This window comes from Paenibacillus sp. EPM92 (assembly GCF_016586185.1).
Taxonomy (GTDB): domain Bacteria; phylum Bacillota; class Bacilli; order Paenibacillales; family NBRC-103111; genus Paenibacillus_G; species Paenibacillus_G validus.
Map to the genome: position 1 here is coordinate 1 of NZ_BCPS01000080.1, position 23,254 is coordinate 23,254.

Consider the following 23,254-nt stretch of genomic DNA (forward strand, 5'->3'; position numbering starts at 1 on the left):
GGCCTCGGCCTGCGCGAGCTGCTCCAGCTCGCGCACGGCCGCCAGCCGCGTGTCAAGCTCGCGCATCCGCGCCTGCAGCGCCTCGCGCTGCGGAGCGAGCGCCGCCGCGAGCTCGGCCGTCAGCCGCTCGGCCGCGGCCAGCGCCAGCTTGCGGTAGGCCGCCTTTGCTTCAGCGGCAATCTGCTTCGAATACGTCAGCGTGTATTCGCCCCCGAACACCGCCGCTTCGTTCACCTGTGCGGCCAGCCAATCCGGCGTCAGGTCGAACGTCACCTCGTCCGCGACAAGCTGGACGCGCTCCTTCGGCAGCCCTTGCCCGTCCAGGTGCCGCTTCAACGTCAGCTGCACATGGCGTTCGATCTGCGTCTGCACCTGCGAGACGAAGTCCTGATGCAAGGCGGCCAGCCGTTGCTCCCGTTCGGCAGCCGTCTTCGCCGCCGAACCGAGCCAGCCGACCTTGAAGCCGGGCCGGCGGCTCTCCAAATACGCGTGAGCGAGGTCGCGCGTCGCCGCCGGGATGACGTTGGCGTTGTCAAGCAGCGCCGTCACATCCTTGCGGAGTAGAGTGAGCAGCGCATGGGGCAGCCCTTCCAACCGCTGCAGCTCGGCGGTGGCCTCACCGTATTCACGCTGCGCCGATTCCGCTTCTTCGTCTTCAGCCAAACGCGCATGCAGCGCTTCCTTGACCGGCTCGTTCGCCTCGGCCTGCTTGGCCGCATGAGCGAGCGCAAGCGCGCGGGCGGACTTCTCCAAGCTTTGCGCCACGAGTCCCTCACGCCGGCCGATCAATTCGCCGATAAGCCAGTCAAGCTTGCTCCATTCGCTGGCCGGATGATCGGGGACCTTGACGGACGTGTAAACGATCCCGTCCGGCCGTACGCCCCAGCTCGCGAACGCTTCCTGTACGCCGGCTTTATAGGTCTCAAGCTTCACTTCGTGCTCGCGATGTTTATCGATCATATTCACGATCAAATAGAGCGGCTTGCCCCATTCGGTCATTTTTTTCGTAAAAGCCAAATTGACTTCCGATTGCACATGATTGTAGTCCATCACATAGAAGACGACGTCGGCCAGATGAAGCGCCGATTCCGTCGACATTTGATGCGCGTCATCCGTCGAGTCGATCCCCGGCGTGTCGAGCAGCGCGGCATGATCCTTCAGGAACGGGATCGGGTACGTGATTTCTACCGTTTCAATCTGTTCCCCGTTGCGGCAATGAGCAGCCAGATCTTCCAGCGGCACCCGCTCGGACCGGGACGCATCGGCAGCTCCAGGCTCCGAATCCGTTCCCCCCCGGTACACGACTCGCGCTCCCGCCTCCCCGCTTGCGATGCTGACGATGTTTGCGCTCGTCGGGATGGGACTTGAAGGCAGCAGCGGATGCCCGCACAGCCTGTTGATCAAACTTGATTTTCCTGCGGAAAAATGCCCGCAGAACGCCAAATTCAGCCGTCCGCTCTCGGCTTTCGCCAGCAGCTGCTTCAGCTTGTTCGCGTGCTCGTAGTCGCCCGCTTGTTCCATAATAGCCTGTAACGCGTTAACCGCTTCAACGGGCGAAGCCATGACTGCCGGCTTATCGCCTCCCTGAATCGCGGCCAGGTCCGATGATGTTGTCAGTACGCTTTTCATCCGATTGTCTACCCTGCCCTCTCTCTGATCGAAACGATCCGTACGAAGAAAAAACGAAAAGAAAAAACGAAAAGAAAAAACCGAATCGCTTCGGTTTTAGTGTATCACATTTTCCGTCTCGGGAATAAATATTTCGAACACGTCGCGGTGTTGTAAAATCGTGATGTCCTTATCCTTCACTTTCATCACTACGACTTCCGGGCGCTGTTTCATACGGGTCAAGTAGTTTTCCGGCACGCTGCCGGATTCGGACACGATAATGCCGTCTACCTGCAGCTCTTCATTTTCTTGAAGCGGTGTCTGGAGCACCTTTTCGTAAATATCTGAAAATACCTCAAAGTCGTTCGTATACACCGAAATGCATTTCATTGTAATCCTATCCTTTCTTCGCTTGAATCTCGCGTTTGGTTTCTCGTTTAGTTTCTCGTTTGGGTCCCTTTGGTATAGGTTTCCTGTTTGTGCCCGTTTTCATACGTTTCTTTCCTTCACGGCATACTTCGACGAGCGGACAAATCTCGCATTTCGGCGTCTGAGCCTTACAGTGGTAACGACCGAAAAAAATGAGCCGGTGGTGCGTCTGCGTCCATTCCTCGCGCGGAACGATCTTCATCAGCTTCTTCTCGACTTCTAGCACTGAGTCGTTCGCGCCCGCCAGTCCAAGCCGCTTCGAGACTCGTTCGACATGCGTGTCCACCGCGATGGCGGGAACGCCGAAAGCGTTCGAAACGACGACGTTAGCCGTCTTGCGTCCAACCCCGGGCAGCTCCACCAGCTGCTCGTGCTCATGCGGCACTTCCCCGCCGTGCTTGTCCAACAATATGGCGCACAACGCTTGAATGTTCTTCGCTTTGTTGCGGAACAACCCGATCCGGCGAATGTCCTGTTCCAATTCCTCCAGCGGCACGGCCAAATAATCTTCCGGTTTCTTATACTTCTGAAATAACGTCGCGGTCACTTTGTTAACCGTCTCGTCGGTGCACTGCGCTGAAAGCAGGACGGCAATCGTCAACTCGAACGGATTGGAATGAGTAAGCTCGCAGTGGGCGTCGGGAAACATTTCTGCCATCGTGTCCAGGATCGCTCGCACTTGTGTTCGATTCAATGGCATCCCGCCCCCTCCTTCGAAGCTGCTGTCTATTTAGTTTACCGAATCATGGAACCCGAATCAATGAAATCTGATAAGAAAATAAGAATTTTTTACGAAATTCGTGTTAATCAGCGAAAAACCGCCTAACCAGCAGGAAATCCTACTAGCTAGACGGTTCCAATGCGTAAAAAGTTTCAATAAAGTGCGGTTAAGGCTTCTCAATTTCAACAATTTTATCGTCGATCACGAATACGTTCACTTCTTCGCTGTCGGCGAATGCGCCTGGCGTTACGGTTTGGGCGCCTTTATGCAGATAAGCGCGGGCAAACAAGTTATAACGATCTTTGCTGCCGTTTCCGATCGGTTTGAATACGACCTGATTCAAGACGCTGTCGAAGGAGGCGAAGGTTCGTTTCGCTGCGGCTGCAACGCGCAGGATCGTCTTCTCGCTTGCATCTTTCACGATCTCGACACGATCGTTTGCTTTCAACGAGGTCAAGGTCGCCGTGACGGTGCCGTCCGCTTGTTTGACCGTAAAGTTTTGTCCGAGCGGCAGCACGTGTACGCCGCCCTGGAAGTCTTGAACCGTTACCGTGCCGATGGACGCATCAACCGCGTTCACTTTCCCGCGAATCGTATTCAATATCGTAAGCTGATCCAGCTTGGCGCCGGTGAAGCTCACCTTCACATACTCATCGGTCAGAATATCTTCGAACGCGGCCGCAGGTTTATACGGGTTGACGATTTTATCGAGACTGTCCACCGTGAACGTCACCAGACCGCCGCCGTTCTCATCTTTTACGCTAACCTGTTTCGTGTTCGCATTCGTCACTTGCGTTTTGTACAGACTCGATTTCTTCACGGCGAATGAACCGATCATATCCTGCGTGAACAGAAGCGTTGCGCGTACGGGATCGCCTACCTTCAGATCGGCCAGCGTGCCGTTTGCTTTATCCTGCATTTCGACGGTAGCCCCCGGCGCTTTAAAGACCAGACTCTTGCCGCCCGCCGTACGGATCGTCACTTCGAAGGTCGCCGTATTCACTTGCGTGACCGTCGCATCCAGCGTTTGAGTCATTTCGAGGGCTACGATACGTTTTTTCGATACCTTCAAGTTGACTTTCTTGTTACGGTCCGTGTTCGTTGCGCCCGACTGGGTTCCAATAAACGTCGTTTGGAACTGCGAGACCGGCAGCGTCGAACCGGCATACTTGATCGTCGTTTCATCGGTGATCTGGAATGCATCGACCTCATCGTTGCCTTTGGTCACCGTCAGCACTTTAGACGTCGGTTCGTAATTGATAATGCCGGCGAACTCAATCGTTTCAACTTCGCGGCTTGTCACCGACACCTTCACGACCTTGTCGTTCAGCAAATCAAGCGTAAGCTCGTCGCCTTTCTCCAAATCGAACAAGCTTGCGGCCGATAACCCGTTGATGGACACGATCGCGTTGTCGTTGACGAAATAAGAAGCGAGCGAGCTTCCTCCCGATTTCGTGATCGTAATGATTCGCGAATCTTTGCTGACATCGGCCGTGAGCGTCCCTTGTACCGTCGTCACCACGTCCGCCTGTTTCTTCACGGAAACGGACACAAGCTTATTCGCTTTCACCTCATACCCGACCGAATCGCCCACATGAAGCCTCGATAAGTCGGCCGGCGTTCCGTCCTGCAGCGTCACGAGAACGGGATCGACCAGGGAATACGTTTCGCTTTGGCCGCTCGTTTTCTCCAGCAGACTGATCACGTTCTGCGTCTTGTCGACGCTGAGCACCGTGCCTTCCGCCGTCTTGCTCAGCGGCACCTGCTTCACGACAATATGCGTAATTTTCGTTTCCTTCAGCAGCGTATTGCGCTTCAACTCGATGACACTGCCGAACGGAATGGAGCCAATGCTTTGGCCGCGACCGTCCTTATCCGTAACGGATACATTGGACGAAAGCTCGAACAGCTTCTTCTGATTGCCCTGCTGAACCGATACGATCATCTGATCCAGGAATACGTCGTTCAGGGTCGCTTCGACGATTTCCATTTTTTCCGATTCGTCCGTCAGTTCCACATACAAGGCGTTATTCAAGTTTTGCACCAGATACACTTGATTCGTCAGCTTGATTTGCGAAAGCGGTATGCGGCTGTCGTCTTTCGCATTGTAAATCACCGTATCGGCCGAAAGGTTGTATGTAATCGTTTCGTTTTTATCGTTCAGGACACTGATTTTCTTATCCGTCAGCTCCATCACGTATCCGATCGTAACACGCTCGGAACGCGTCGTCAGCTCTTTGTCCGCCCGGCTCAAGAACGTGGCCATCTGCGCCCGCGTTACTTTCCCGCCCGGTTTAAAGCCCCCGTCCTCGAAGCCTTGCACGATGCCGAGCAGCACAGCCGCATTCACGTAACCTTTAGCCCATGCCGAGAAATCGGCTGCGTCCGTGAACGGCACGGTCGAACTCGCGTGCTGCTTCGCCAAATCCGTTTTGCCGATTGCGCGGATAACCAGCTTGGCCACCCATTCGCGGGACGCATCGCGGGAACCCCAGACCGACTTGGCAGGCGTGCTCTCAAGTTCTTCCGCCGGCAAAATCAAGCCTTTATCGAAAGCGTACGCGACGTAAGGTTTGGCGTAGTCGCTGACGAGCACCGGAAGCACGGTTTCCGCTTTGTTCGCCAGCGCTTCGTCCTCAAGCCCCATCATGCGGATGGCCATGATGATGACGTCCTGCTGGGAAACCGTATTCTCAGGCCGGTATTCCGCTTTCTCGTACCCTTGTATGATACCGAGCGACGCCAGCTTGGTCACGTGTTTGATCGCCCAGTGACTGGCTTCGACGTCGGAGAAGCGCAGCACGAGGCCGCTGCTGCTCGACGTCGTTGTCGGAACCGGATCCGCCGCGAAAGCGGATCCGCTGAAAGCCAGCGTCAGCGCCAGTACGGCAGCCGTCAGCTTGCGGGTTTGTTTCTTTTTCTTTCTGTTCATGTAAGGGCGAACTCCTCTCGGTCTCTTCGGATGTCAGTTATCGGATGACTCTTACGGCTATCGTTTGATAGGATGCGGAAGCTCCATATGCCCCATCAAGCTTTCGACTTGTTTGCCGTCGAGCAAAATTTCAATCGTCTTCACTTCGCTGAATTGAAATAACGTTTTCTTCAAAGCGTCCAGCAGCATTTCTTCGCCCGGCGAGCCAAGACGCGCCGCGTCCGGCAGGGAGAGGTCGACGGTGACTTGACCGTCTTTCAGCACGGCCGACTTGAACGAGATCTCTTTGCACAAGGAGATCGTTGTATCGTCCGGCGTTTTTTTCAACTGATTCAACGCGGCCAAATATTGATCGGCCTCGTTCTTGAACTCGATCTTGGCTTGCTGCTCTACGAGCTTCGTGAACTCGGCGTCGCTGTAATACGTTTTAATGACCTTCGATATCTTGGACTGCTCGGACGCTGCGGCAGGCGCTTGTGAGTTCGAACCGCCGCCGGACGTTTGGCCTTGTTCCGTTTGGTGGGCGGGCTGCTTAGCCGTTTGGTTCGATTGTGTTCCGTTTAACGGTTTGGCTTGTCCGCACCCCGACAGCACGACCGCGAGAATGGCTGCGGCAGCTAAGGTATGACGCCAATGGTTTTGCATGGAAAACACTCCTTATTCCAGGTGAAGCTGCTTCTTGATGCCTCGTACGATGGCTGCAGCTACCTGGTTTTGAAAAGCATCTTGAAACATCAGTTCTTCTTCGGTCTTGTTGCTCATAAATCCGATTTCCAGCAGCACCGACGGCATGGTCGTTTCGCGGACGACGTGCAAATCCCCGAACTTCACCTTGCGGTCCGGGAAGCCTGTGGCGTTCAGCAGTTCCTGATGCATAATCTTTGCAAAAGGCAGGCTTTGCTCCGTGTTATAGAACGTTTCCGTTCCGCCGATTGATTCTTTGCTGCCGGAGTTGGCATGGATCGATACGAACAGGTCGGCGTCCGCATTGTTCGCCATCGCGACACGGTCCTGCAATTTCACGAACGTATCGTCCGAGCGCGTCATGGCGACCTGAATGTTCGGCTCCTTCTCGAGCAGCGCGGCCACCTTCTTGCCGACCGCAAGGACGAACGTCTTCTCTTGACGTCCCGTCGCTTTAGAGCTCGTGCCCGGATCTCCGTCTCCATGACCCGGATCTACATAGACGAGAAACTTCGAACGCCGCTCCGGGAATTGAATTGAGAACTGACCCGGCTTATCGGAAGGCGTATAGCTGAATGGAACCTTCTTAGCCAAATCTACTACTATTCTAACGATAGAATCTTCTTTTGAAAATAGAGAGTAACGAATTTTTGATACCTTATCGTTCGCAAGCGCCAAGATTCCTTCGGATTGGCCGTTCATTACAGCCGTTAATGCGGTATCGAGCTCTACGCCGGGCACGTCGATCACAAGACGGTCCGGATTTGATAAACGGAAAATTTTCGGGTTTAACACGCTCTCGCTTGACGTGTGTACGACAAGCTCGTCGTTGTTCAGGGCAATCGCATAAACCGCATTCGGCAAAGTCGCGGCGTTACCCGCCCCGACCGGCAGCTCGCCTGCCTTCACCGGCTGTCCGTCCGGTACGGGCAGCACCGCCGTTTGATCTTTGCCTGCTCCGCCGCTCGCCGGGAGCTCTTGCTGCGATCCGCTTCCCCCGCCGTTCGGTTTCGGGTCGTCTTTCGCCGCTGGCGGCTGTCCCGAATTCGGGCTGCCCGGCTTTGAGGCAACGCCTCCGGCGTTAACGTCCGGTTGACCGGCTTCAACAGGCTTGGCGCCGCTGTCTTCTTGCTTGTACATAAAGACCGAGCGCGTCAGCTCGTCCCACGTCACTTTCGTATTCAATTGTTCGACCACAAAACGAAGCGGCAGCATCGTATTCCCGCCAATAATGACCGGCGGCGCTTCCAACTGATGCGTTTTTCCGTTCACCACGGCGGATGTTTTGTCGATAAACAGCTGGATACTCGTTTGTCCTTGATCGACGCTGACCTTCCGCTGCTTGGCATCCCAAGACACCTTGGAACCTAGAGATTCTGCGATAATCCGGACCGGCACGATCGTATTGCCGTTGACGATGCGGGGGGATACTTCGGGGACCAACTGCTTTCCGTTCATAAACAATTGAATCGACGGCGATTCGGCAAAAACGGCCGGAATCAGCAATAACGACAGCAGCAGCAGCGTAAACCAAGACGTTAGAAACTTCATCGTACACCTCGAACCTCAAAAATTTGACAATTTCTATTACTCTATTAGACTATGATTCGCCAAAAAAGTTGCAGGTTCGGTCATTTTTTTTGATTTCGCCGGAAATCATGCGAAAAAGGGGCAATCTCATCGGATTGCCCCTTGTTATTGTCTAAAATCTATGCGGTTTGCTGTGCAGCTTCAATCTTCTTGAGCAGTTCGCGGAACTGATCCCCGGACAACACTTCCTCAGCGGTCAAAATGTCCAGCGATTCCATGAACACCTGGCGATGACGCTCCAGCAATTCGCGCGTCGACTGCGTCAGCTCGTCCAAAATCGCCGCATTCTCCCTCATCAGCTCCTGCTTCGTCACCATATTGCGGTCGATGATCCCGAGCTTCGTCAAACCGGAATCCATCATCGTGCGAACCATCTGCAGCGCCTGCTCGAAATCGTTGCGCGAGCCGGTGCTGCGGCTACCGTAGAACATCTCTTCGGCCACGGAACCGCCAAGCGCGATCATGATCTGCTCTTCAATTTGCTGTTTCGTGTACAAATACTGGTCGGCCTGCGGATTGTGCCGTACGAATCCGAGCGCCTTGCCGCGCGGACTAAGAGACACTTGAGATACCGATCCCGGGCGAACGCATTCGGCCACGATGGCGTGTCCAAGCTCGTGCAGCGCGACCCGGTCCCGTTCCTCCTTCGTCGATTCGCGGTCCGTCTTCTCGCCCAGCATGACTTTATCGACGGCGAGCGACAAATGCCGGGCTTTGATCGTCTCGGATTGTTCGCGCATCGCATAAATCGCGGCTTCGTTCATGACACTCTCAAGCTGCGCGCCGGAGAACTGGAACGTCTCTTTCGCGACCGCCTCCAAATCGACATCCTCGGCGATCGGTTTATTTTTCGCGTGAATCTTCAGTATATGCAGACGCCCCTTCTTATCGGGCAAATCGACCTCAATATGCCGGTCAAATCGGCCGGGACGCAGCAAAGCGCTGTCGAGCATTTCCTTGCGGTTCGTCGCGGCCATAATCAGCACGCGCGGACTTTCAGTCGTATGAATACCGTCCATTTCGGTAAGAAGCTGGTTCAAGGTCTGGTCATATTCGCGTTGTTGACCGCCTTCCCGCTTCCCCCCGATGACGTCAATCTCATCGATAAAGACAATCGCGCTTTCTTTATTTTCCTTTACGGCGCGAGCGCGGGCTTCTTTAAATAAATCGCGAATTCGGCTTGCCCCGACACCGACATACATTTCAACAAACTCACTGCCGGAAGCCGCCATAAACACAGAATTCGTATAGTGCGCGGCCGCTTTCGCCATCAACGTCTTCCCCGTTCCCGGAGGTCCTGTCAGTAATATGCCCTTCAACGGCCGTATGCCGAGCTTCTTAATATCTTCATGCCGAATAATAAAATCAAGCGCTTCTTTCAGTTCCCGCTTCGCCCGCTCTTGTCCGCCAATGTCGTCGAACGTCATAAATACCGGAGATTTCGCTCTTGCCTTCCGGTCCGAGCTGAGCCCCATGCCGCTGCGGGCACGGCTCATATACAGGAAGGTACCCAAAATGACAGACATAAATACAATCGGGATGATGTTCACACCCAGGAAATATAAGAAAAAGATCACGACCGGCACGGCGCCGATCAAAATTTCTTTACCGTACTTACTCACTTGGCCACACCCCCATTTTCGCAGGCGTTCTAGGCAGCATGATATATTTGCTCGATTCACCGTCCGTTAACGTAATATAAACATACCGATCGTCCATTTCAGTCGTCGCGCGGATCCCGTTCGGGTCAGCTTCCGTATGCGCCTGCAGCGTCTTCGGAATTTGCGCGTATTGCTTCGTTTCCATCGCTTGCGCGACCTCGAACAACACCGAAGACCACCAGGCATCAAGCCGCGGCGAAGAACCGTTTTGCACCTTGATCTGAAGCTCGCGGTCGCCGATGACCGGCTTTCCTTCCGTTTGAATGGTGCTGTACACTTCCCGCAAGCTCTTGCCCGCGGCCAGTTTCACGTCAATGGCAGCCTTGTCCGCAGTCAAATGTGTAGATACGAGCTCAACGCCCTCAATCCCGTTGACGATCTTCTGCAGCGGATTTTCCATCGCATAGCTTTGATAGGCGAAATACCCTCCAAACAATAACGTAGAGGAGATTACAACGCTCAATATGACAGGTAAGAGACGTAACTTCATAAGCTGACGTCCCCCTTTCTTTGAATATATTTAATTGGGTGCCGCACAATTCGTATATCAACATTTCTGTATTGAAAGTATATCATATAATATATACGAGTTGTGTATACAAAGTGTGGCAATTCCAAAGCAACGCAAAACCGCCTCGGCTCGTGCATATGCACGAACCGAGGCGGCTGAGACCGGACTTTATTGGATGGACAAACGCCATGTATCGATCCAGGCGCCATCCTGAAACTGATAATAATCGTAAAAATGCTGTTCGCGATCTTGCCCTTCCGGTGTCAGCTTGTAGAACACTTCCCATACCGGCTTGTCGTTCATGATGCCGGGTGTCGCCCTGAGAATAGTCGCCGAAGGGTGCTTGGCCGTTACTTTAGCCGCAGCCTCGGACATCGGGATGCCGCTGGCAGCCATCTCCGTACGTATCTCGTTCTCGCCCACCCATACGTATACCGGCTGACCGAGCTTATTTTCCCCTGTAATGACCGTATACGACTTATCGCTTATAAACCTCTCGACCTTAACTGCTTTCGTCAGTACGGTCTTCTCATAAGCGCTGATTACAGCTGCGCGCTGTACGGTCCACTCATCGGCCGACACCGCGCGGTACAGCCAATTGAAACCGACCGCGGCGACAATCAATATAGCGGCCGCGGATAGCGACCATTTCCATCGTTTACGCACGGACGGCGCTCCTTTCTGGCGTTCGTTACACGCTCGTCAAACGTTCGAAACTGCGCTGCGCCTCAGCTTTGATTTTCTCTTCGTCCAACGTAAGACATTCCCCCTTGCGCACGACCCAGCGACCGTTAATGCAAACATCGGTCACATCGCGCGAGCTTGCAGCGTACACCACATGAGAGATGACGTTCGTGCGCGGATAATAGTGCGCTTGGTCCAGATCCAGCGCGATAAAGTCAGCCTTCATCCCCGCGCTTAACGCGCCCACGTCGTTCAGCCAAATCGATCTCGCCCCGTCCAGCGTCCCCATTCTTAACGCTTCCGCAGCGGAAACCGCAACCGGATCACCGGATACCCCTTTATGAATTAACGCTGCAAGACGCACTTCTTCGAGCATGTCCAGATTGTTGTTGCTCGCCGCGCCGTCCGTTCCGAGCGATACCAGTACGCCCGCTTTCATTAAATCCGGCACACGCGCTACCCCGCTCGCCAGCTTAAGATTGCTGCCGGGGTTGTGAGAGACCCGGACGTCGTATCGCTTCAGAACGGCGATCTCCTCATCGGTCAAATGAACGCCGTGCGCAACGAGCGTCGGCCGCGAGAACACGCCAAGCTTCTCCAAGTGAGCAACCGGCCTAGCTCCGTACTGGTCCACATTGTCCTGCACTTCCCGGGCCGTTTCGGACATATGCGTATGAATCGGCAAATCAAGATCGTGCGCCGCCTGCACAATTCGCTCAATATAGTCGGGCGGGCATGTATACGGACCGTGAGGCGACATCATCGCCGTAATGCGTCCTTCGGCTTGTCCGTGCCAATCTTTGGCGAATTGGACGGCTTCAGCTAATTTAGCGTCCTGCACATCGCGCGGACATAAACCGATCACCCCGCGCGTCAGGCAAGCGCGAATTCCGCTTTCCGCGGACGCCTGAGCCACTTCGTTCATATGATCGTACATGTCGACGAAGGTCGTCGTCCCGCCTTTAAGCATCTCCAGTATCGAAAGCAGCGTCCCCGCGCGAACGTCCGCCGCAGTGAACCTGGCTTCCATCGGCCACATTTTTTCCTGAAGCCATACCTGCAGCGCCATATCGTCACCATAGCCGCGAAGCAGGGACATCGCCGCATGACCGTGCGTGTTGACGAATCCGGGCATAAACAGCTTGCGGCTGCCGTCGACCGTTTCGTCGAACGAATCGCTTGGATCCGGCGTGCCTTCCCCAATATGTACAATTCGCTCTCCTTCTACAATCATAAATCCGCGAACGAGCGGCTGCCGTTCATCCATTGTAATAAAAAGTCCGTTCGTAATTACCGTTCTCTTCATCGTTTCCGTTCCTTTCCTCTTCGCTACATTCCCGTTACCAATGTACAATTTCAACGACGCAAAATCAAGCAGCAAGCGGTGCGAGAGCCTTTCGCACCTTCACATGGAAGGATGCACATCATCATAGACGATTCTGGAGAAACTAGGATTGCATTCCGACATTCGAGTGTGTTATTTTTAATTTTGTGTTAATTTACCCCTTATTTCTACATAAACCGTAGTTACAGTATTTATATATTGTAAATTTACGATAAATTTAGGAGGCGAAAGCCATGTTGTTTACAAAAAAGAACGATACCGATTTTTTACTGCTGCTCATTAAGGCTTCTGAAAACACGCTGCAGGCCGCTCAAGTTTTCCGAACCGCCATGATGGGATCGGAGCCGCCGGCGAACTTCTACCCCCAGCTGCGGGATTTGGAGCATGCCGGAGATCAAATCACGCATCAAATTTTCAAGGGCTTGAATAAAGTGTTCATTACGCCTTTGGACCGGGAAGACATTATGGAGCTCGCTTCCAAGGTCGACGACGTGCTCGACGGAATTGAAGCATCGATCGCACGTTTTGACTATATGAACATTACGTTTACCGATAAATATATGAAGGAATTTTCTGCGGTGCTCGTAGCCAGCTGTCAGCATATCCTCGATGCCTTCAAGCTGCTGTCCAAGAAAAAGTATATGCAGCTGACGGAGCATACCGTGCAAATCAACAGCTTGGAAAATGAAGGAGACCGTTTAATGCGCGAGGGCATCCGTGAAATTTTCACCAATCCGAAAGATCCTTACCACGATTTTAAATTGAAAGAAATGTACGAACGCCTTGAGCAAACGACCGATGCCTGTGAAGATGTCGCCAACATCTTGGAGAGCGTTGTGCTGAGATACTCTTAACCTTGCCGGCCAGTCCGGACCGGTTAGTGGTAATATGCACAATGACTTAGGAGGAAATTATGTTAACCATATTGATTGTAGTCGTTGCTTTGGCGCTTCTGTTCGATTTTATCAACGGATTTCACGATACGGCCAATGCTATCGCTACTTCTATTTCAACCAAAGCGCTGTCACCGAGATTCGCCATCATCTACGCGGCCGTTTTGAACTTTCTCGGCGCAATCTACTCGTCAGAAGTCGCTAAAACGGTGGGCGGTAAAGTCGCGAATCCGGCTACCATTGAGAACGGTATTTATATCGTCATCGCCGCCTTGATTACGGCTATACTTTGGAACTTGCTCACCTGGTATTACGGCATTCCGTCCTCTTCTTCCCACACACTTATCGGCTCGCTTGCCGGCGCGGTCATTGCAGGCGCAGGGATGGACGCTTTAAACTGGTCCGGGTTTCGTGAAATCATTCTGATTCTTGTCTTATCGCCAATTGTCGCGTTCGCTACCGGTATCGTGATTATGTGGATTATCCGGTTCTTTATTATGTCGACCGGTAACCAATCGCGTTCCAAGCTCAATCGCACGTTCCGCATTTTCCAAATTTTCTCGGCCGGACTGCTTTCCTTTTCCCACGGCGGGAACGACGCTCAGAAAGCGATGGGGATCATCGTATTCGCCTTGGTTGCGATGAACCAGCAAGACACGCTGGACGTTCCGCTCTGGGTTAAATTAGCCGCTGCAACCGCTATGGGCCTCGGAACCTCAATCGGCGGATGGCGCATTATCAAGACGATGAGCCGTAAGCTGCTGAAGATCGAGCCGATCAACGGCTTCGCTTCCGACTTGAACTCATCGATCGTCATTCAAACGTCGACCCATCTCGGGATGCCGTTATCGACAACCCACGTCATTTCCTCCTCGATCATCGGAACAGGTTCCGTGATGAGATTCCATGATGTCAAATGGGCAACGGTAACACGAATGATCTTAACCTGGATCATCACAATTCCGATCAGTATGGTGATTGCGTTCCTCATCTACAAAATCATTTACGCGTTCGTATAATAATAGGACAAGCCCGTGCCGGTTCGGCACGGGCTTGTTGTTATTCATTTATCGGATAAATTAATCCAAATAATAAGCGAGGCTTTGCAGGTCCGTCGTGAAATCCGCATGGTGTACCCGTACATCGCTCGGTACTTTAATAATGAGCGGCGCAAAGTTCAAGATCGCTTCGACGCCCGCTTCGGTGAACTGGTTGGCGACCTGCTGCGCTTCCGGCGCAGGAACGGTAATAATCCCGATCCTGATCTGCAGCTCGCGAATCGTCGTCCCGAGCTCTTCCATCGGCTTTACTTTTAAGTTATTGATCGATTCGCCGATTTTGTTCGGTTGCGCGTCAAAGACAGCGACAATTTTCATGTTGTCTTTTAAATAAGCGTTGTAATTGCATAACGCGCGGCCCAAATTGCCCGCTCCGACCAGCGCGACGGGAATCACTTTATCAAGCTTCAAAATTTGTCTGATTTTCTCGATTAAATAATCGACATCATACCCGATGCCCTTCTTGCCGAATTCACCAAAATAAGCGAGATCTTTACGGATTTGGGCCGGATTCAGATCAAGTTTTTGTCCAAGATCCTGTGAAGATACGGTTGAAATATTTTTCTTGCTCAGCTCATTCAAGAATCGCAAGTAAATCGGCAGCCGTCGGACGACCGCCTCGGAAATTTTCATCGTTTTCATGCTTCGTTCTCCTCCATCCACCGCTTAATACGTGGAACCAACTGATTCGCAGTCATATGCTCGATCTTAGGTCCCGGCAGCGAATACAAGAAGTATTTCCCATAGTTCGTATCGATGACCCGGGTATCGTAAATAATGACGATCCCTTTGTCCGATGCGGTACGAACCAATCTTCCGAATCCCTGCTTGAAGCGAATAACCGCCTGTGGTACCGACAGCTTCATGAACGGATTCATATTCTTGGCCTTAAGCTTTTCCGTCTTCGCTTCCACAAGCGGATGCGTCGGCGGCTGGAACGGCAGCCGGACGATGGCCAGACAGGTGAGCGCGTCGCCCGGAATGTCGACGCCTTCCCAGAAGCTGCTCGTGCCCAGAAGCACGCAAGCAGGACTGCTCTGGAACATGCGCGTCAGCTTGCTTCGATTGCCGCTGTCCACGCCTTGTCCGAGCACGTTCACGCCGAACGGCGCCAGCATTTCCTTCAAACCGGCATGAACCGTCTTCAGCATGCGATTGGAAGTGAAAAGAACCAGCATGCGCCCTTTCGTTTCCAGCGCGACTTCGGCCAGCGACGGAATCAGGCGGTCGATAAACTCTTTGTCGCCCCCGCTTCCGCCGCGCAGCCCTGGAAAGTCCCGGGGGATAGCGACAAGCGCCTGCTCCCGGTAATTGAACGGCGAGGGAAGCTGCACCGTTCTCAATTGTCCGGATGGCTGCGATTCGTTCAGCCCCAGCTGTTCGCAGGTGTAAGCGAACGATTTGCCTACCGAGAGTGTGGCCGAGGTCAGTATTACGCTATCTTTCGGCTCGAAGAAATGCTGCTGCAGCAGCGAGCTGACATCGACCGGCACGCAGTGCAGCTGAAGCGAGCGATTTTTGTTGTACAACCCGCCCTCTAACCAATACACATAGTTGTCGTCCGGCATCGTCATAAAGAAATGGAGCGCATCTTTATAACGATGAAGTTCTTTCACGGTGCCGCTTAAGTCGGTTACGACGCTCTGCACTTCGAATTCGTCCTGCACCTCTTTCAGCTCGCTGACGACCTTATCCAGCTTCTTAAGCGCTTCAAGCGCGTGCAGCTGAAAATTCTCTTCAAGCACCGCGAGCTTATCCCACCCGAGGGGCAGCGCGTCCTTCCTCACCCGAAGCACGAGGCCGCCGCCTTCCTGCTGAGCCGCCGACTCCCCGCTGCGCGATGTCAGCAACTGATACAGCAGTTCCGTCAGCTGCTCCCACTCTTCTTTCATCTCCATCACTTTCTCGACCGCGCGGTCGATCTCAGCGCTCCAGCCAGCCACGCGCGGATCTTCGTCCGCCTTCTGCAAACGGAAGCGGAGGCTTGACAATTGCCCGGAACGGCCGTCCTTATACAGCCAATGAAGCGTGTTCATTAACCCGTGATAGTGAAGCTCGATCCCCAGATGCTTGCTCGCCACTTCTTCAAAATGATGAGCCTCATCGATAACAAGATGCTTATAAGCAGGCAGCAGGCGGTTGTCCGCTTTCATATCCGTAAATAAGAGCGAATGATTCGTGATGATGACGTCGGCCGTGTTCGCCTCGTGGCGGGCTCGATGGTAAAAGCATTTTTTAAACCAGGGGCAGGCGCGATTCAGGCAAGAATCGGTGTCGCTTTCCACCGTATGCCAAAACGGCTTTCCTTTGTTGGCAAAGAAAAGCTCCTCGTCGTCGCCGTGTTTCGTTTCCCCGAGCCACACGAGCATCTGCCCGGCGGTAATCCGGTCTTCCTTGCCGTTCTCGAAATCGAGCGTGTTGATTTTGTGCTCGAACTTGCGCAGGCATAAATAGTGGCTTCGCCCTTTCAACAGCGCGGCCCGGAACCCGATCGGGAACAGCTCGTGCAGCAGCGGAATGTCGCGTTCCCGCAGCTGCTCCTGCAAATTGATCGTATGCGTGCTGACGAGCACCTTCTTATCGTGCTTGAGTCCGTAGTACAGCGAAGGAATCAAATAAGCCAGCGATTTGCCGGTACCCGTGCCCGCCTCCACCATCAGATGATGTCCCGCTTCAAAAGCGCTCTCCACCTCGCTGAGCATCGTCACCTGGGCTTCCCGCTCTTCATAAGCGTCAAACCGCCGTTTAAGCACATCCTTCAGCTGCTCGTAAAAGGCGGAGAAAGGCTCCTTCAACGTCTTCGCCTCATCCTCTTCGCGAATCGATTCCTCTTCGCCCCAATCGCCGACGCCCAAAGCGAATTGGCGGAAATACCGGTCCGCATCCGGATCGAGCGGCTGGTGCAGCTCCCGGTATTGCAGCATCTCATGCACGATCCAGCCGAAGTCGTTGGTGGATTCGGCAAAGATCATATCCAGCCGTTGCAGCGTCAACAAAGGAAGCCCCTGCAGCCGCTCCATGCAGCGAATCCAGATAAGCGCCGTTACTTCGGCGTCGCTGTCCGCTTGATGCGGCCGCTCGTGTTCGATGCCGAAAGCGTGAGCCACCATCGACAGCTGCAGGGTCGACAGCCCCGGGTACAGGACGCGCAGCGCATCGAGCGTGTCGAGCACGCGTCCGTCGAACGAGAAATAACCCGTTTCATCGAGCGCCCTCTGCAAGAACCCCAAATCAAACCCGATATTATGGCCGACAAGCGCCGTATCTTGCAGCAGCGGCACCATCTCGGCCATAACCGTGTCGATTGACGGCGCATCCTTCACCATAGCGTCATCAATGCCCGTAAGCGTTGTAATAGAAGAAGGTATACTCATACCCGGATTGACGAGGGAAGTATACCTATCCGTTATTTGCATATCCTCTATAATCATGAGTCCGACTTGGATAATCCGATCGGTTGCCAGACTCCCCGTCGTTTCAAAATCCAAAACCGCAAATTTCATCGGTGCCTTTCTCAATCCCTTCCTCCACTGTTCTCAATAAGCATACCACACAACGTGGAAAAAGGAATAGCAAACTTATTTCCGCAGCACAATCGGATGTGCGTTCTAAAGCGGCTGGCCCGACCTGCGGGACTGCGAGAACGTGAAGTGAAGCCCGCCCTGTTTCTCCCGGCACACGCCCAGGTCGATCAATGGCTCGACACTGGAAGGGTCAGTGCGGTAAGCTAAATTGAACAGCTCGCAAGCTTTTTCCAGATTGTTCTGCTTCACCTGAATACACCCCATCGCGTTTAACGAGATGGCTTTCAGCTTCAGGTTTTCCGTTAACTGCGACAAAAATTGGAAATGGGAATAGCTGTCTTCCGTATGTCCTTGATGAAAATACGACATGGCGAGGTAGATCCGGGCTAGCGTGAAGTCAGGCTGATTGTGCAGCAGCTCGGCAAACTGATCGATCGCTTCGCTATACATGTGCAGCTTGTAAAAGCCTTGCCCGCGCACGAATAGATCTGATCGTTTCGCCGCAAATTCCGGATCGAGCGGATCGGCGCTGTCCAGCAGGGAAACCATGCCGGTCGCCTGCATCATTTGACCCAGCTTCTCTTCGAACAACAGCCATTCTTCAATACAGCTGTCACTCATTGCCTTCAAAGCCCGCAGCTTTTCCTTCAAATGCTTCCGCTTCACAGCGGTTGAGGACGGGTATTCCGACATCACTTCATCCAGCATTTCATTCATCGATGCAAACAGATGCTTGAACATACGCACATCCCACCTTTACGCCGCTTGGTAACATGGTATCTTCATTGTGCGTCTCCCCGTCCCGTTTCATTCGGCTTAGAGCACGGTGGAATGAATTTCTTCCTTCAATACGCTGACGACCTCGTTGCCTTCGCCCATAATGGCGATGCTCGGGGTATGCTTGCGCGCTTCTTCGTCCGTCATCATGGCATAAGATAAAATAATGACTTTATCCCCCGGCTGCACCAAGCGAGCCGCGGCGCCGTTCAGACAAATAACGCCCGAACCTCTCGAGCCTGGAATAATGTACGTTTCAAACCGGGCGCCGTTATTATTATTCACGATTTGCACTTTCTCGTTCGGGAGCATATCGAGCAAATCCAGCAGGTCTTGATCGATCGTAATGCTCCCGACATAGTTCAGATTCGCTTCCGTCACGGTAGCGCGGTGTATTTTCGCTTTGAGCATCGTGCGAAACACGGCGTTCGCCTCCTTATAGTTGGGTGTCCGCCGGCCTCTCGGGCCGGGACATGGGATAGGTGTAGGTTAAGGAATTCGGACGATACAATTATCGATCAAACGTGTCTTACCGAATTTGACCGCCAGCGCCACAATGATGCGTTCACCTTGTGTGAACGATTCGAGCGGTTCAAGCGAAGGGAACGCGAGAACCTCGGCATAATCGATTTCGGCTAACGGTGACCGGCGGATATGCGTTCGCACGTTCTCGATAAGCTGCTGCGGCGTTAAGCCGACGCCGCTCTCGGCAAGCGCCGTCTCCGCTTCGCGCAGCGCGGCCGACAATACGGTCGCCTGCTTCCGCTCCTCTTCGTTCAAGTAAACGTTCCGCGAGCTCTTGGCCAAGCCGTCCGCTTCGCGAATCGTCGGACACGGGACGATCTCCACCGGCAGGTTGAGGTCGAGCACCATTTGCTCGATGACGGCGACCTGCTGCGCATCCTTCATCCCGAAAAATGCGGCATCCGGCTGTACGATATGGAAGAGCTTGGCGACAACCGTCGCCACCCCGTCAAAGTGACCCGGCCGCGAAGCTCCGCAAAGCCGTGTGGTGACCTCGCGCACCGACACCATCGTCTTGATCGGCTGCGGGTACATTTCGGCGACTTGAGGCAGGAAAACGATATCCGTTCCAGCCTGCTCGGCAACGGCCAAGTCCCGCTCTTCGTCGCGGGGATAACGTTCGAAATCTTCGTTCGGACCGAACTGCAGCGGGTTCACGAAGATGCTCAGCACCACGATATCGCAGGAGCGCCGCGCCGCTTCGAGAAGCGAAGCATGTCCTTCGTGCAAAAAGCCCATCGTCGGCACGAAGCCGACGCGAAGGGACGGCTGCTCCGCTCTCCGCGAGCGGATGCTCTGCCGTAAGTCTGTTATATGCTGGATGACTTGCATCGTTATCGGATTCTCCCTCCGCCGTACAGATGGCTCGCTTCCTCTTCCGTCATGCGGAACGAGTGTCCTTCAGCAGGAAACTGTCTGGCCTTCACTTCATGCACGTACTGCTGCAACGCACCTCGTATTGTCTCACCGACGTTCGCGTAAGCCTTGACAAACCGCTTCGGCTGAACGTCCGCTCCGTAACCGAGCACATCGTGAAAGACCAGCACTTGCCCGTCACAGGACGCGCCCGCCCCGATCCCGATCGTCGGTATGGTCAACCGCTCGGTGAGCTGCTCCGCCAACTGGTCGGTCACCAGCTCCAGCACAATGGAGAACGCGCCCGCTTCTTCCAGTGCCCGGGCATCCTCCAGCAGCTTCTGAGCCTGCTCGCTCGTCTTTCCCTGCACCTTGTAACCGCCGATTTGATGAATCGATTGCGGCGTTAAGCCGACATGTGCCATGACCGGAATGCCCGCCTGCACAAGCGCCTTCACGACAGGCGCAATTTCCGCCCCGCCCTCCACCTTGACGGCTTTCGCAAGCCCTTCCTGCATGATGCGGGCGGCGTTGCGCAGCGTCTGGTCCATACTGCCGTGATACGTCATGAACGGCATATCCGTGACGACGAAACTGGATTGAACGGCTCTCGTCACGGCCTTCGTATGATAAATCATGTCATCCAGCGTGACCGGAACGGTCGATTCGTAACCGAGCACAACATTGCCGAGCGAATCGCCAACCAGAATGACATCGACGCCGGCTTGGTCGGCCAGCATCGCGGATGGGTAATCATACGCGGTAATCACACTAATCGGCGTTTTCTCTTGTTTCATTTTCCGCAGCTTGGCGGTAGTAATCGGTTTGCGCGTTTCCATGGGCAGCACCTGCTTTCTTCCGATTTTCGTCCGATGAACATAGTATTGCGATTCTTTGCCGGATTGTTGCGGAAGAACAAAAAAACCTTCCAGCTTGCCCGGGAAACGGGAGCTCAAAGGTTCACATGTCTAATTTCATATGATCCTTCTGTCTCGGTCCAATAGGCTCAGAGCAGAATCCGACATATTGCAAAAAAGTATGAAATTTTCGGTACATCATTCCATCATACCGTGAACACGGAACAAAGTGCAGTTCCTGCGAGGATACCGCCTTCGTTACTGCTCATTATACCAAACTTAACATGAAAAGTCATCTAAATTCAACGTCGCCCGAAAACATTTTGCGCACGCTGCCATCGTTTAGCCGGACGAGCAACGCCCCTTGCTCGTCGATCGCCTCGGCAAACCCTTCAACCGTCTCCTGCGGCATTCGGCACACGATCTCCCGGCCGAGCGAAACCGTCAACGCTTCCCACAGCAGCTTAATGGGCGCGAAGCCTTCCGAACGATACAGCGCGTACAAGCGCTCCCATTCCGCCAGGAGCTCCACGAACAGCAGCGAACGGTCGATTCGACGACCGGCCGCGATCGCGAGCGATGTGGCAATTGCACGAATGTCGGGAGGATAGTCGTCCTCCGTCAAGTTGACGCTAATGCCGATGCCGGCGACAACGTGCTGCAGGGTGCCGTTCTCCACGTTCGCTTCCAGCAAAATCCCTGCGACCTTGCGGCCGTCGATCAACAAATCGTTCGGCCACTTAATCCCCGCATCGAGTCCGGTCACCTGCCGGACGGCACGGCATAACGACACGGCGGTCAACAGGGTAAGCTGCGGCGTTTGGGAAAGCGGCAACCAGTCCGGACGTAAAATAAGGCTGAACCACAGCCCCTTCCCTTTCGGAGAATGCCAGCGTCTGCCCATGCGGCCGCGGCCGGCCGTTTGCAATTCGGCAAGCACGACGGCTCCCTCCGGCGCTCCGGCTGCCGTAAGCTGCTGGGCGACGATTTGGGTCGAGTCGACTTCATCGCGAAGATGAAGCTGCCTGCCGAACCGCTCCGTACGCAGGCCGGCCAGCAAGGAAGGCAAATCAAACTTCTCCGGCGCCGACAGAAGCCTGTAGCCTTTGCGCGGAATCGCTTCGAATTGAAACCCCTGCTGCTTCAGCCGCTCAATCTGCTTCCAGACGGCCGTGCGGCTAATGTTCAGCTTACCGCTAAGCTCCTCGCCCGAGATATAATCGCGGTCCGACTGCTTGAACAGCTCCAATAACCGATCTGTCATCGTATTCCCTTCTCCTGCATTTCGCCGTATAGTTCCCTTGCCGCTTGGATTAACGCTTCCTTCCGATTCGGCAGCGAGCCTAAAGCCGCCTGCCGGAGCAGCGCTTGCAGCAGCTTGCCCGTCCAGGGACCGGCTTTGCCCTGCAGCGCCTCCAGCACCTCTTGCCCAGTTACCGCCAAATCCCGCAGCCGCGCAACGGGCATTTCTGCAAGCCACGCTTCGCCATGCCGAATCCACTCCGTGAATATGGGGTGCGTCACCGTATCCGTACCGGCAGCGTGGCGTATATTCCGGTCCAACTTATAAATAGTTCTTAACGTTTGCAATCCGTCGATCCCATATCGAAGCGCCGCTTCCACCCATAGCTCTCTGGCCTCATGACTCGGTTCTCCAGCATCCCTCACCGTGTATGCAGCCAGTTCATGCATAAGCCAGGCATTCGCCTCCACGATACGGCCGACCTCTTCGATTTGTTTCTTGGCGAACGTCAGCTTCCGCATATCCGTGTCATAGTCGCCTTGACCGGCGCCCAGTTTCAAGTACAGGTAAGCCAGACGATCCTCAAGCCGCGTAAGCTTCCTCAGATCGAGTTCTCCGACGCTATCGATCTCATCCAGTCTTGCCCAGCAAAGCTTTTCTTTGGTATGCGCAAGCAAACGGCAATCCTTCAGCAAGAGCATGGCTCCGCTCGGGTCGCTTCCGGTCAGCATCCGTTCCAATTCGGCTCGAATGCGTTCCATGGCGATATGCCTAAGCAGCGGCGCAGCCCCCAGCAAAGCCAACCAGGTGCCGGACTCCGGCTTCAGGCCGAACTCCGCGGCGAACCGAATACAGCGAAGCATCCGCAGCGCGTCCTCGGAGAACCTTTCTTGCGCCGAACCGACGCAGCGCAGGATGCCTCGCTCCAAATCCGCTTGTCCGCCGAACGGGTCGATCAGACGCCCGTTCAAATCCATCGCCATGGCGTTCATCGTAAAATCGCGCCGCTGCAAATCTTCGTGCAGGCTGTCGATATATTCGACCGAATGCGGGCGACGATAATCGGAATAATCCCCTTCTTTACGGAACGTCGTGACCTCGAACGGCTGCCGATGGACGACAACCGTAACCGTTCCGTGCTGAAGTCCGGTCGGCACGGTGCGCTGGAAAAGCGCCTCCACCTGCTCCGGCCGCGCCGATGTAGCGATGTCGTAATCTTTAACCGGTCGGCCGAGCAGCTCGTCCCGCACACAGCCGCCGACGAAGTAAGCTTCGAAGCCGGCTTCATTCAGCCGGGCCACGATTCCGAGCGCATGTTGTTTTAACGCCTGCCCCTCCGTCTCTTTCATGCCGCACT

Annotated in this window: 20 protein-coding genes; 2 read left to right on the top strand and 18 right to left on the bottom strand. The window is 54.3% G+C overall.

Features of this window, described 5'->3' with window-relative positions; genetic code table 11:
• The 10 genes from JMF85_RS19400 to JMF85_RS19445 form a co-directional block, all read right to left on the bottom strand.
• Window positions 1-1,629: dynamin family protein (locus JMF85_RS19400; RefSeq protein WP_201318773.1), on the bottom strand; the 1,629-nt coding region annotated here is incomplete at its 3' end.
• A gap of 96 nt (window positions 1,630-1,725) precedes the next feature.
• Window positions 1,726-1,998 carry a hypothetical protein gene (locus JMF85_RS19405; RefSeq protein ID WP_054797738.1) on the bottom strand — a complete coding sequence of 91 codons (273 nt, stop codon included), beginning with the start codon at window positions 1,996-1,998 and terminating at the stop codon, window positions 1,726-1,728.
• 7 nt (window positions 1,999-2,005) lie between these two features.
• Window positions 2,006-2,737, bottom strand: a complete 732-nt coding sequence (gene nth / locus JMF85_RS19410; RefSeq protein ID WP_373423893.1) for an endonuclease III — start codon at window positions 2,735-2,737, stop codon at window positions 2,006-2,008.
• 187 nt (window positions 2,738-2,924) lie between these two features.
• On the bottom strand, window positions 2,925-5,690 hold the full coding sequence (locus tag JMF85_RS19415; protein ID WP_155614859.1) for an S-layer homology domain-containing protein: 2,766 nt from the start codon (window positions 5,688-5,690) through the stop codon (window positions 2,925-2,927).
• A 57-nt stretch (window positions 5,691-5,747) separates the two neighbouring features.
• Window positions 5,748-6,335 carry a GerMN domain-containing protein gene (locus tag JMF85_RS19420; RefSeq protein WP_141335495.1) on the bottom strand — a complete coding sequence of 196 codons (588 nt, stop codon included), beginning with the start codon at window positions 6,333-6,335 and terminating at the stop codon, window positions 5,748-5,750.
• Between the two features lie 12 nt (window positions 6,336-6,347).
• The gene (locus JMF85_RS19425; RefSeq protein WP_054797739.1) at window positions 6,348-7,925 is read right to left on the bottom strand and encodes an N-acetylmuramoyl-L-alanine amidase family protein; all 1,578 of its coding nucleotides are present in this window, start codon (window positions 7,923-7,925) and stop codon (window positions 6,348-6,350) included.
• Window positions 7,926-8,083: 158 nt separating this feature from the next.
• The gene (locus tag JMF85_RS19430; protein WP_372814461.1) at window positions 8,084-9,439 is read right to left on the bottom strand and encodes an AAA family ATPase; all 1,356 of its coding nucleotides are present in this window, start codon (window positions 9,437-9,439) and stop codon (window positions 8,084-8,086) included.
• A 139-nt stretch (window positions 9,440-9,578) separates the two neighbouring features.
• Complete coding sequence (locus JMF85_RS19435; RefSeq protein WP_127607988.1) at window positions 9,579-10,115, bottom strand: hypothetical protein; 537 nt, start codon at window positions 10,113-10,115, stop codon at window positions 9,579-9,581.
• Window positions 10,116-10,304: 189 nt separating this feature from the next.
• A complete protein-coding gene (locus tag JMF85_RS19440; protein ID WP_054800084.1) occupies window positions 10,305-10,802 on the bottom strand; it encodes a cell wall elongation regulator TseB-like domain-containing protein in 498 nt (165 codons plus the stop codon).
• 25 nt (window positions 10,803-10,827) lie between these two features.
• Window positions 10,828-12,126, bottom strand: coding sequence for an amidohydrolase (locus tag JMF85_RS19445; protein ID WP_127607986.1), 1,299 nt, complete (start codon window positions 12,124-12,126; stop codon window positions 10,828-10,830).
• 272 nt (window positions 12,127-12,398) lie between these two features.
• Between JMF85_RS19445 and JMF85_RS19450 the strand changes: the two genes are divergently transcribed.
• Together JMF85_RS19450 and JMF85_RS19455 are read left to right on the top strand one after the other, a co-directional pair.
• Complete coding sequence (locus JMF85_RS19450; protein ID WP_127607985.1) at window positions 12,399-13,019, top strand: DUF47 domain-containing protein; 621 nt, start codon at window positions 12,399-12,401, stop codon at window positions 13,017-13,019.
• 59 nt (window positions 13,020-13,078) lie between these two features.
• Window positions 13,079-14,077 (top strand): inorganic phosphate transporter, encoded by a 999-nt coding sequence (locus JMF85_RS19455; RefSeq protein WP_054797743.1) that lies wholly within the window; start codon window positions 13,079-13,081, stop codon window positions 14,075-14,077.
• Between the two features lie 60 nt (window positions 14,078-14,137).
• Here JMF85_RS19455 and JMF85_RS19460 read toward each other — a convergent pair whose 3' ends face one another.
• The 8 genes from JMF85_RS19460 to JMF85_RS19495 all read right to left on the bottom strand — a co-directional run bounded on the left by JMF85_RS19460 (window position 14,138) and on the right by JMF85_RS19495 (window position 23,246).
• Window positions 14,138-14,758: a redox-sensing transcriptional repressor Rex gene (locus JMF85_RS19460; protein WP_054797744.1), complete on the bottom strand. Its 621-nt coding sequence runs from the start codon at window positions 14,756-14,758 to the stop codon at window positions 14,138-14,140.
• Window positions 14,755-17,619, bottom strand: coding sequence for an ATP-dependent DNA helicase DinG (gene dinG, locus JMF85_RS19465; protein ID WP_127608000.1), 2,865 nt, complete (start codon window positions 17,617-17,619; stop codon window positions 14,755-14,757). Before dinG ends, JMF85_RS19460 begins: the two co-directional genes overlap by 4 nt.
• 105 nt (window positions 17,620-17,724) lie before the next feature.
• Window positions 17,725-18,381, bottom strand: a complete 657-nt coding sequence (locus JMF85_RS19470) for a tetratricopeptide repeat protein (RefSeq protein WP_155614856.1) — start codon at window positions 18,379-18,381, stop codon at window positions 17,725-17,727.
• Between the two features lie 75 nt (window positions 18,382-18,456).
• On the bottom strand, window positions 18,457-18,840 hold the full coding sequence (gene panD, locus JMF85_RS19475) for an aspartate 1-decarboxylase (RefSeq protein WP_054797745.1): 384 nt from the start codon (window positions 18,838-18,840) through the stop codon (window positions 18,457-18,459).
• Between the two features lie 66 nt (window positions 18,841-18,906).
• Entirely contained in the window at window positions 18,907-19,773 is an 867-nt protein-coding gene (gene panC / locus JMF85_RS19480) for a pantoate--beta-alanine ligase (RefSeq protein WP_054797746.1), read from the bottom strand.
• Between the two features lie 2 nt (window positions 19,774-19,775).
• Window positions 19,776-20,636 (bottom strand): 3-methyl-2-oxobutanoate hydroxymethyltransferase, encoded by an 861-nt coding sequence (panB, locus tag JMF85_RS19485; protein WP_127607983.1) that lies wholly within the window; start codon window positions 20,634-20,636, stop codon window positions 19,776-19,778.
• A gap of 310 nt (window positions 20,637-20,946) precedes the next feature.
• Window positions 20,947-21,918: a biotin--[acetyl-CoA-carboxylase] ligase gene (locus JMF85_RS19490; protein WP_054800082.1), complete on the bottom strand. Its 972-nt coding sequence runs from the start codon at window positions 21,916-21,918 to the stop codon at window positions 20,947-20,949.
• The gene (locus tag JMF85_RS19495; RefSeq protein ID WP_201318774.1) at window positions 21,915-23,246 is read right to left on the bottom strand and encodes a CCA tRNA nucleotidyltransferase; all 1,332 of its coding nucleotides are present in this window, start codon (window positions 23,244-23,246) and stop codon (window positions 21,915-21,917) included. The genes JMF85_RS19490 and JMF85_RS19495 overlap by 4 nt, the downstream gene beginning before the upstream one ends.
• Between the last annotated feature and the right edge of the window lie 8 nt (window positions 23,247-23,254).

Excerpts from the sequence above, each read along its gene's own strand:
- JMF85_RS19405 (WP_054797738.1), bottom strand. The coding sequence starts at position 1,998 with ATGAAATGCATTTCGGTGTATACGAACGACTTTGAGGTATTTTCAGAT.
- nth (WP_373423893.1), bottom strand. The coding sequence starts at position 2,737 with ATGCCATTGAATCGAACACAAGTGCGAGCGATCCTGGACACGATGGCA.
- JMF85_RS19415 (WP_155614859.1), bottom strand. The coding sequence starts at position 5,690 with ATGAACAGAAAGAAAAAGAAACAAACCCGCAAGCTGACGGCTGCCGTA.
- JMF85_RS19420 (WP_141335495.1), bottom strand. The coding sequence starts at position 6,335 with ATGCAAAACCATTGGCGTCATACCTTAGCTGCCGCAGCCATTCTCGCG.
- JMF85_RS19425 (WP_054797739.1), bottom strand. The coding sequence starts at position 7,925 with ATGAAGTTTCTAACGTCTTGGTTTACGCTGCTGCTGCTGTCGTTATTG.
- JMF85_RS19430 (WP_372814461.1), bottom strand. The coding sequence starts at position 9,439 with ATGGGGCTCAGCTCGGACCGGAAGGCAAGAGCGAAATCTCCGGTATTT.
- JMF85_RS19435 (WP_127607988.1), bottom strand. The coding sequence starts at position 10,115 with ATGAAGTTACGTCTCTTACCTGTCATATTGAGCGTTGTAATCTCCTCT.
- JMF85_RS19445 (WP_127607986.1), bottom strand. The coding sequence starts at position 12,126 with ATGAAGAGAACGGTAATTACGAACGGACTTTTTATTACAATGGATGAA.
- JMF85_RS19450 (WP_127607985.1), top strand. The coding sequence starts at position 12,399 with ATGTTGTTTACAAAAAAGAACGATACCGATTTTTTACTGCTGCTCATT.
- JMF85_RS19455 (WP_054797743.1), top strand. The coding sequence starts at position 13,079 with ATGTTAACCATATTGATTGTAGTCGTTGCTTTGGCGCTTCTGTTCGAT.
- JMF85_RS19460 (WP_054797744.1), bottom strand. The coding sequence starts at position 14,758 with ATGAAAACGATGAAAATTTCCGAGGCGGTCGTCCGACGGCTGCCGATT.
- dinG (WP_127608000.1), bottom strand. The coding sequence starts at position 17,619 with ATGAAATTTGCGGTTTTGGATTTTGAAACGACGGGGAGTCTGGCAACC.
- JMF85_RS19470 (WP_155614856.1), bottom strand. The coding sequence starts at position 18,381 with ATGTTCAAGCATCTGTTTGCATCGATGAATGAAATGCTGGATGAAGTG.
- panC (WP_054797746.1), bottom strand. The coding sequence starts at position 19,773 with ATGCAAGTCATCCAGCATATAACAGACTTACGGCAGAGCATCCGCTCG.
- panB (WP_127607983.1), bottom strand. The coding sequence starts at position 20,636 with ATGGAAACGCGCAAACCGATTACTACCGCCAAGCTGCGGAAAATGAAA.
- JMF85_RS19490 (WP_054800082.1), bottom strand. The coding sequence starts at position 21,918 with ATGACAGATCGGTTATTGGAGCTGTTCAAGCAGTCGGACCGCGATTAT.
- JMF85_RS19495 (WP_201318774.1), bottom strand. The coding sequence starts at position 23,246 with ATGAAAGAGACGGAGGGGCAGGCGTTAAAACAACATGCGCTCGGAATC.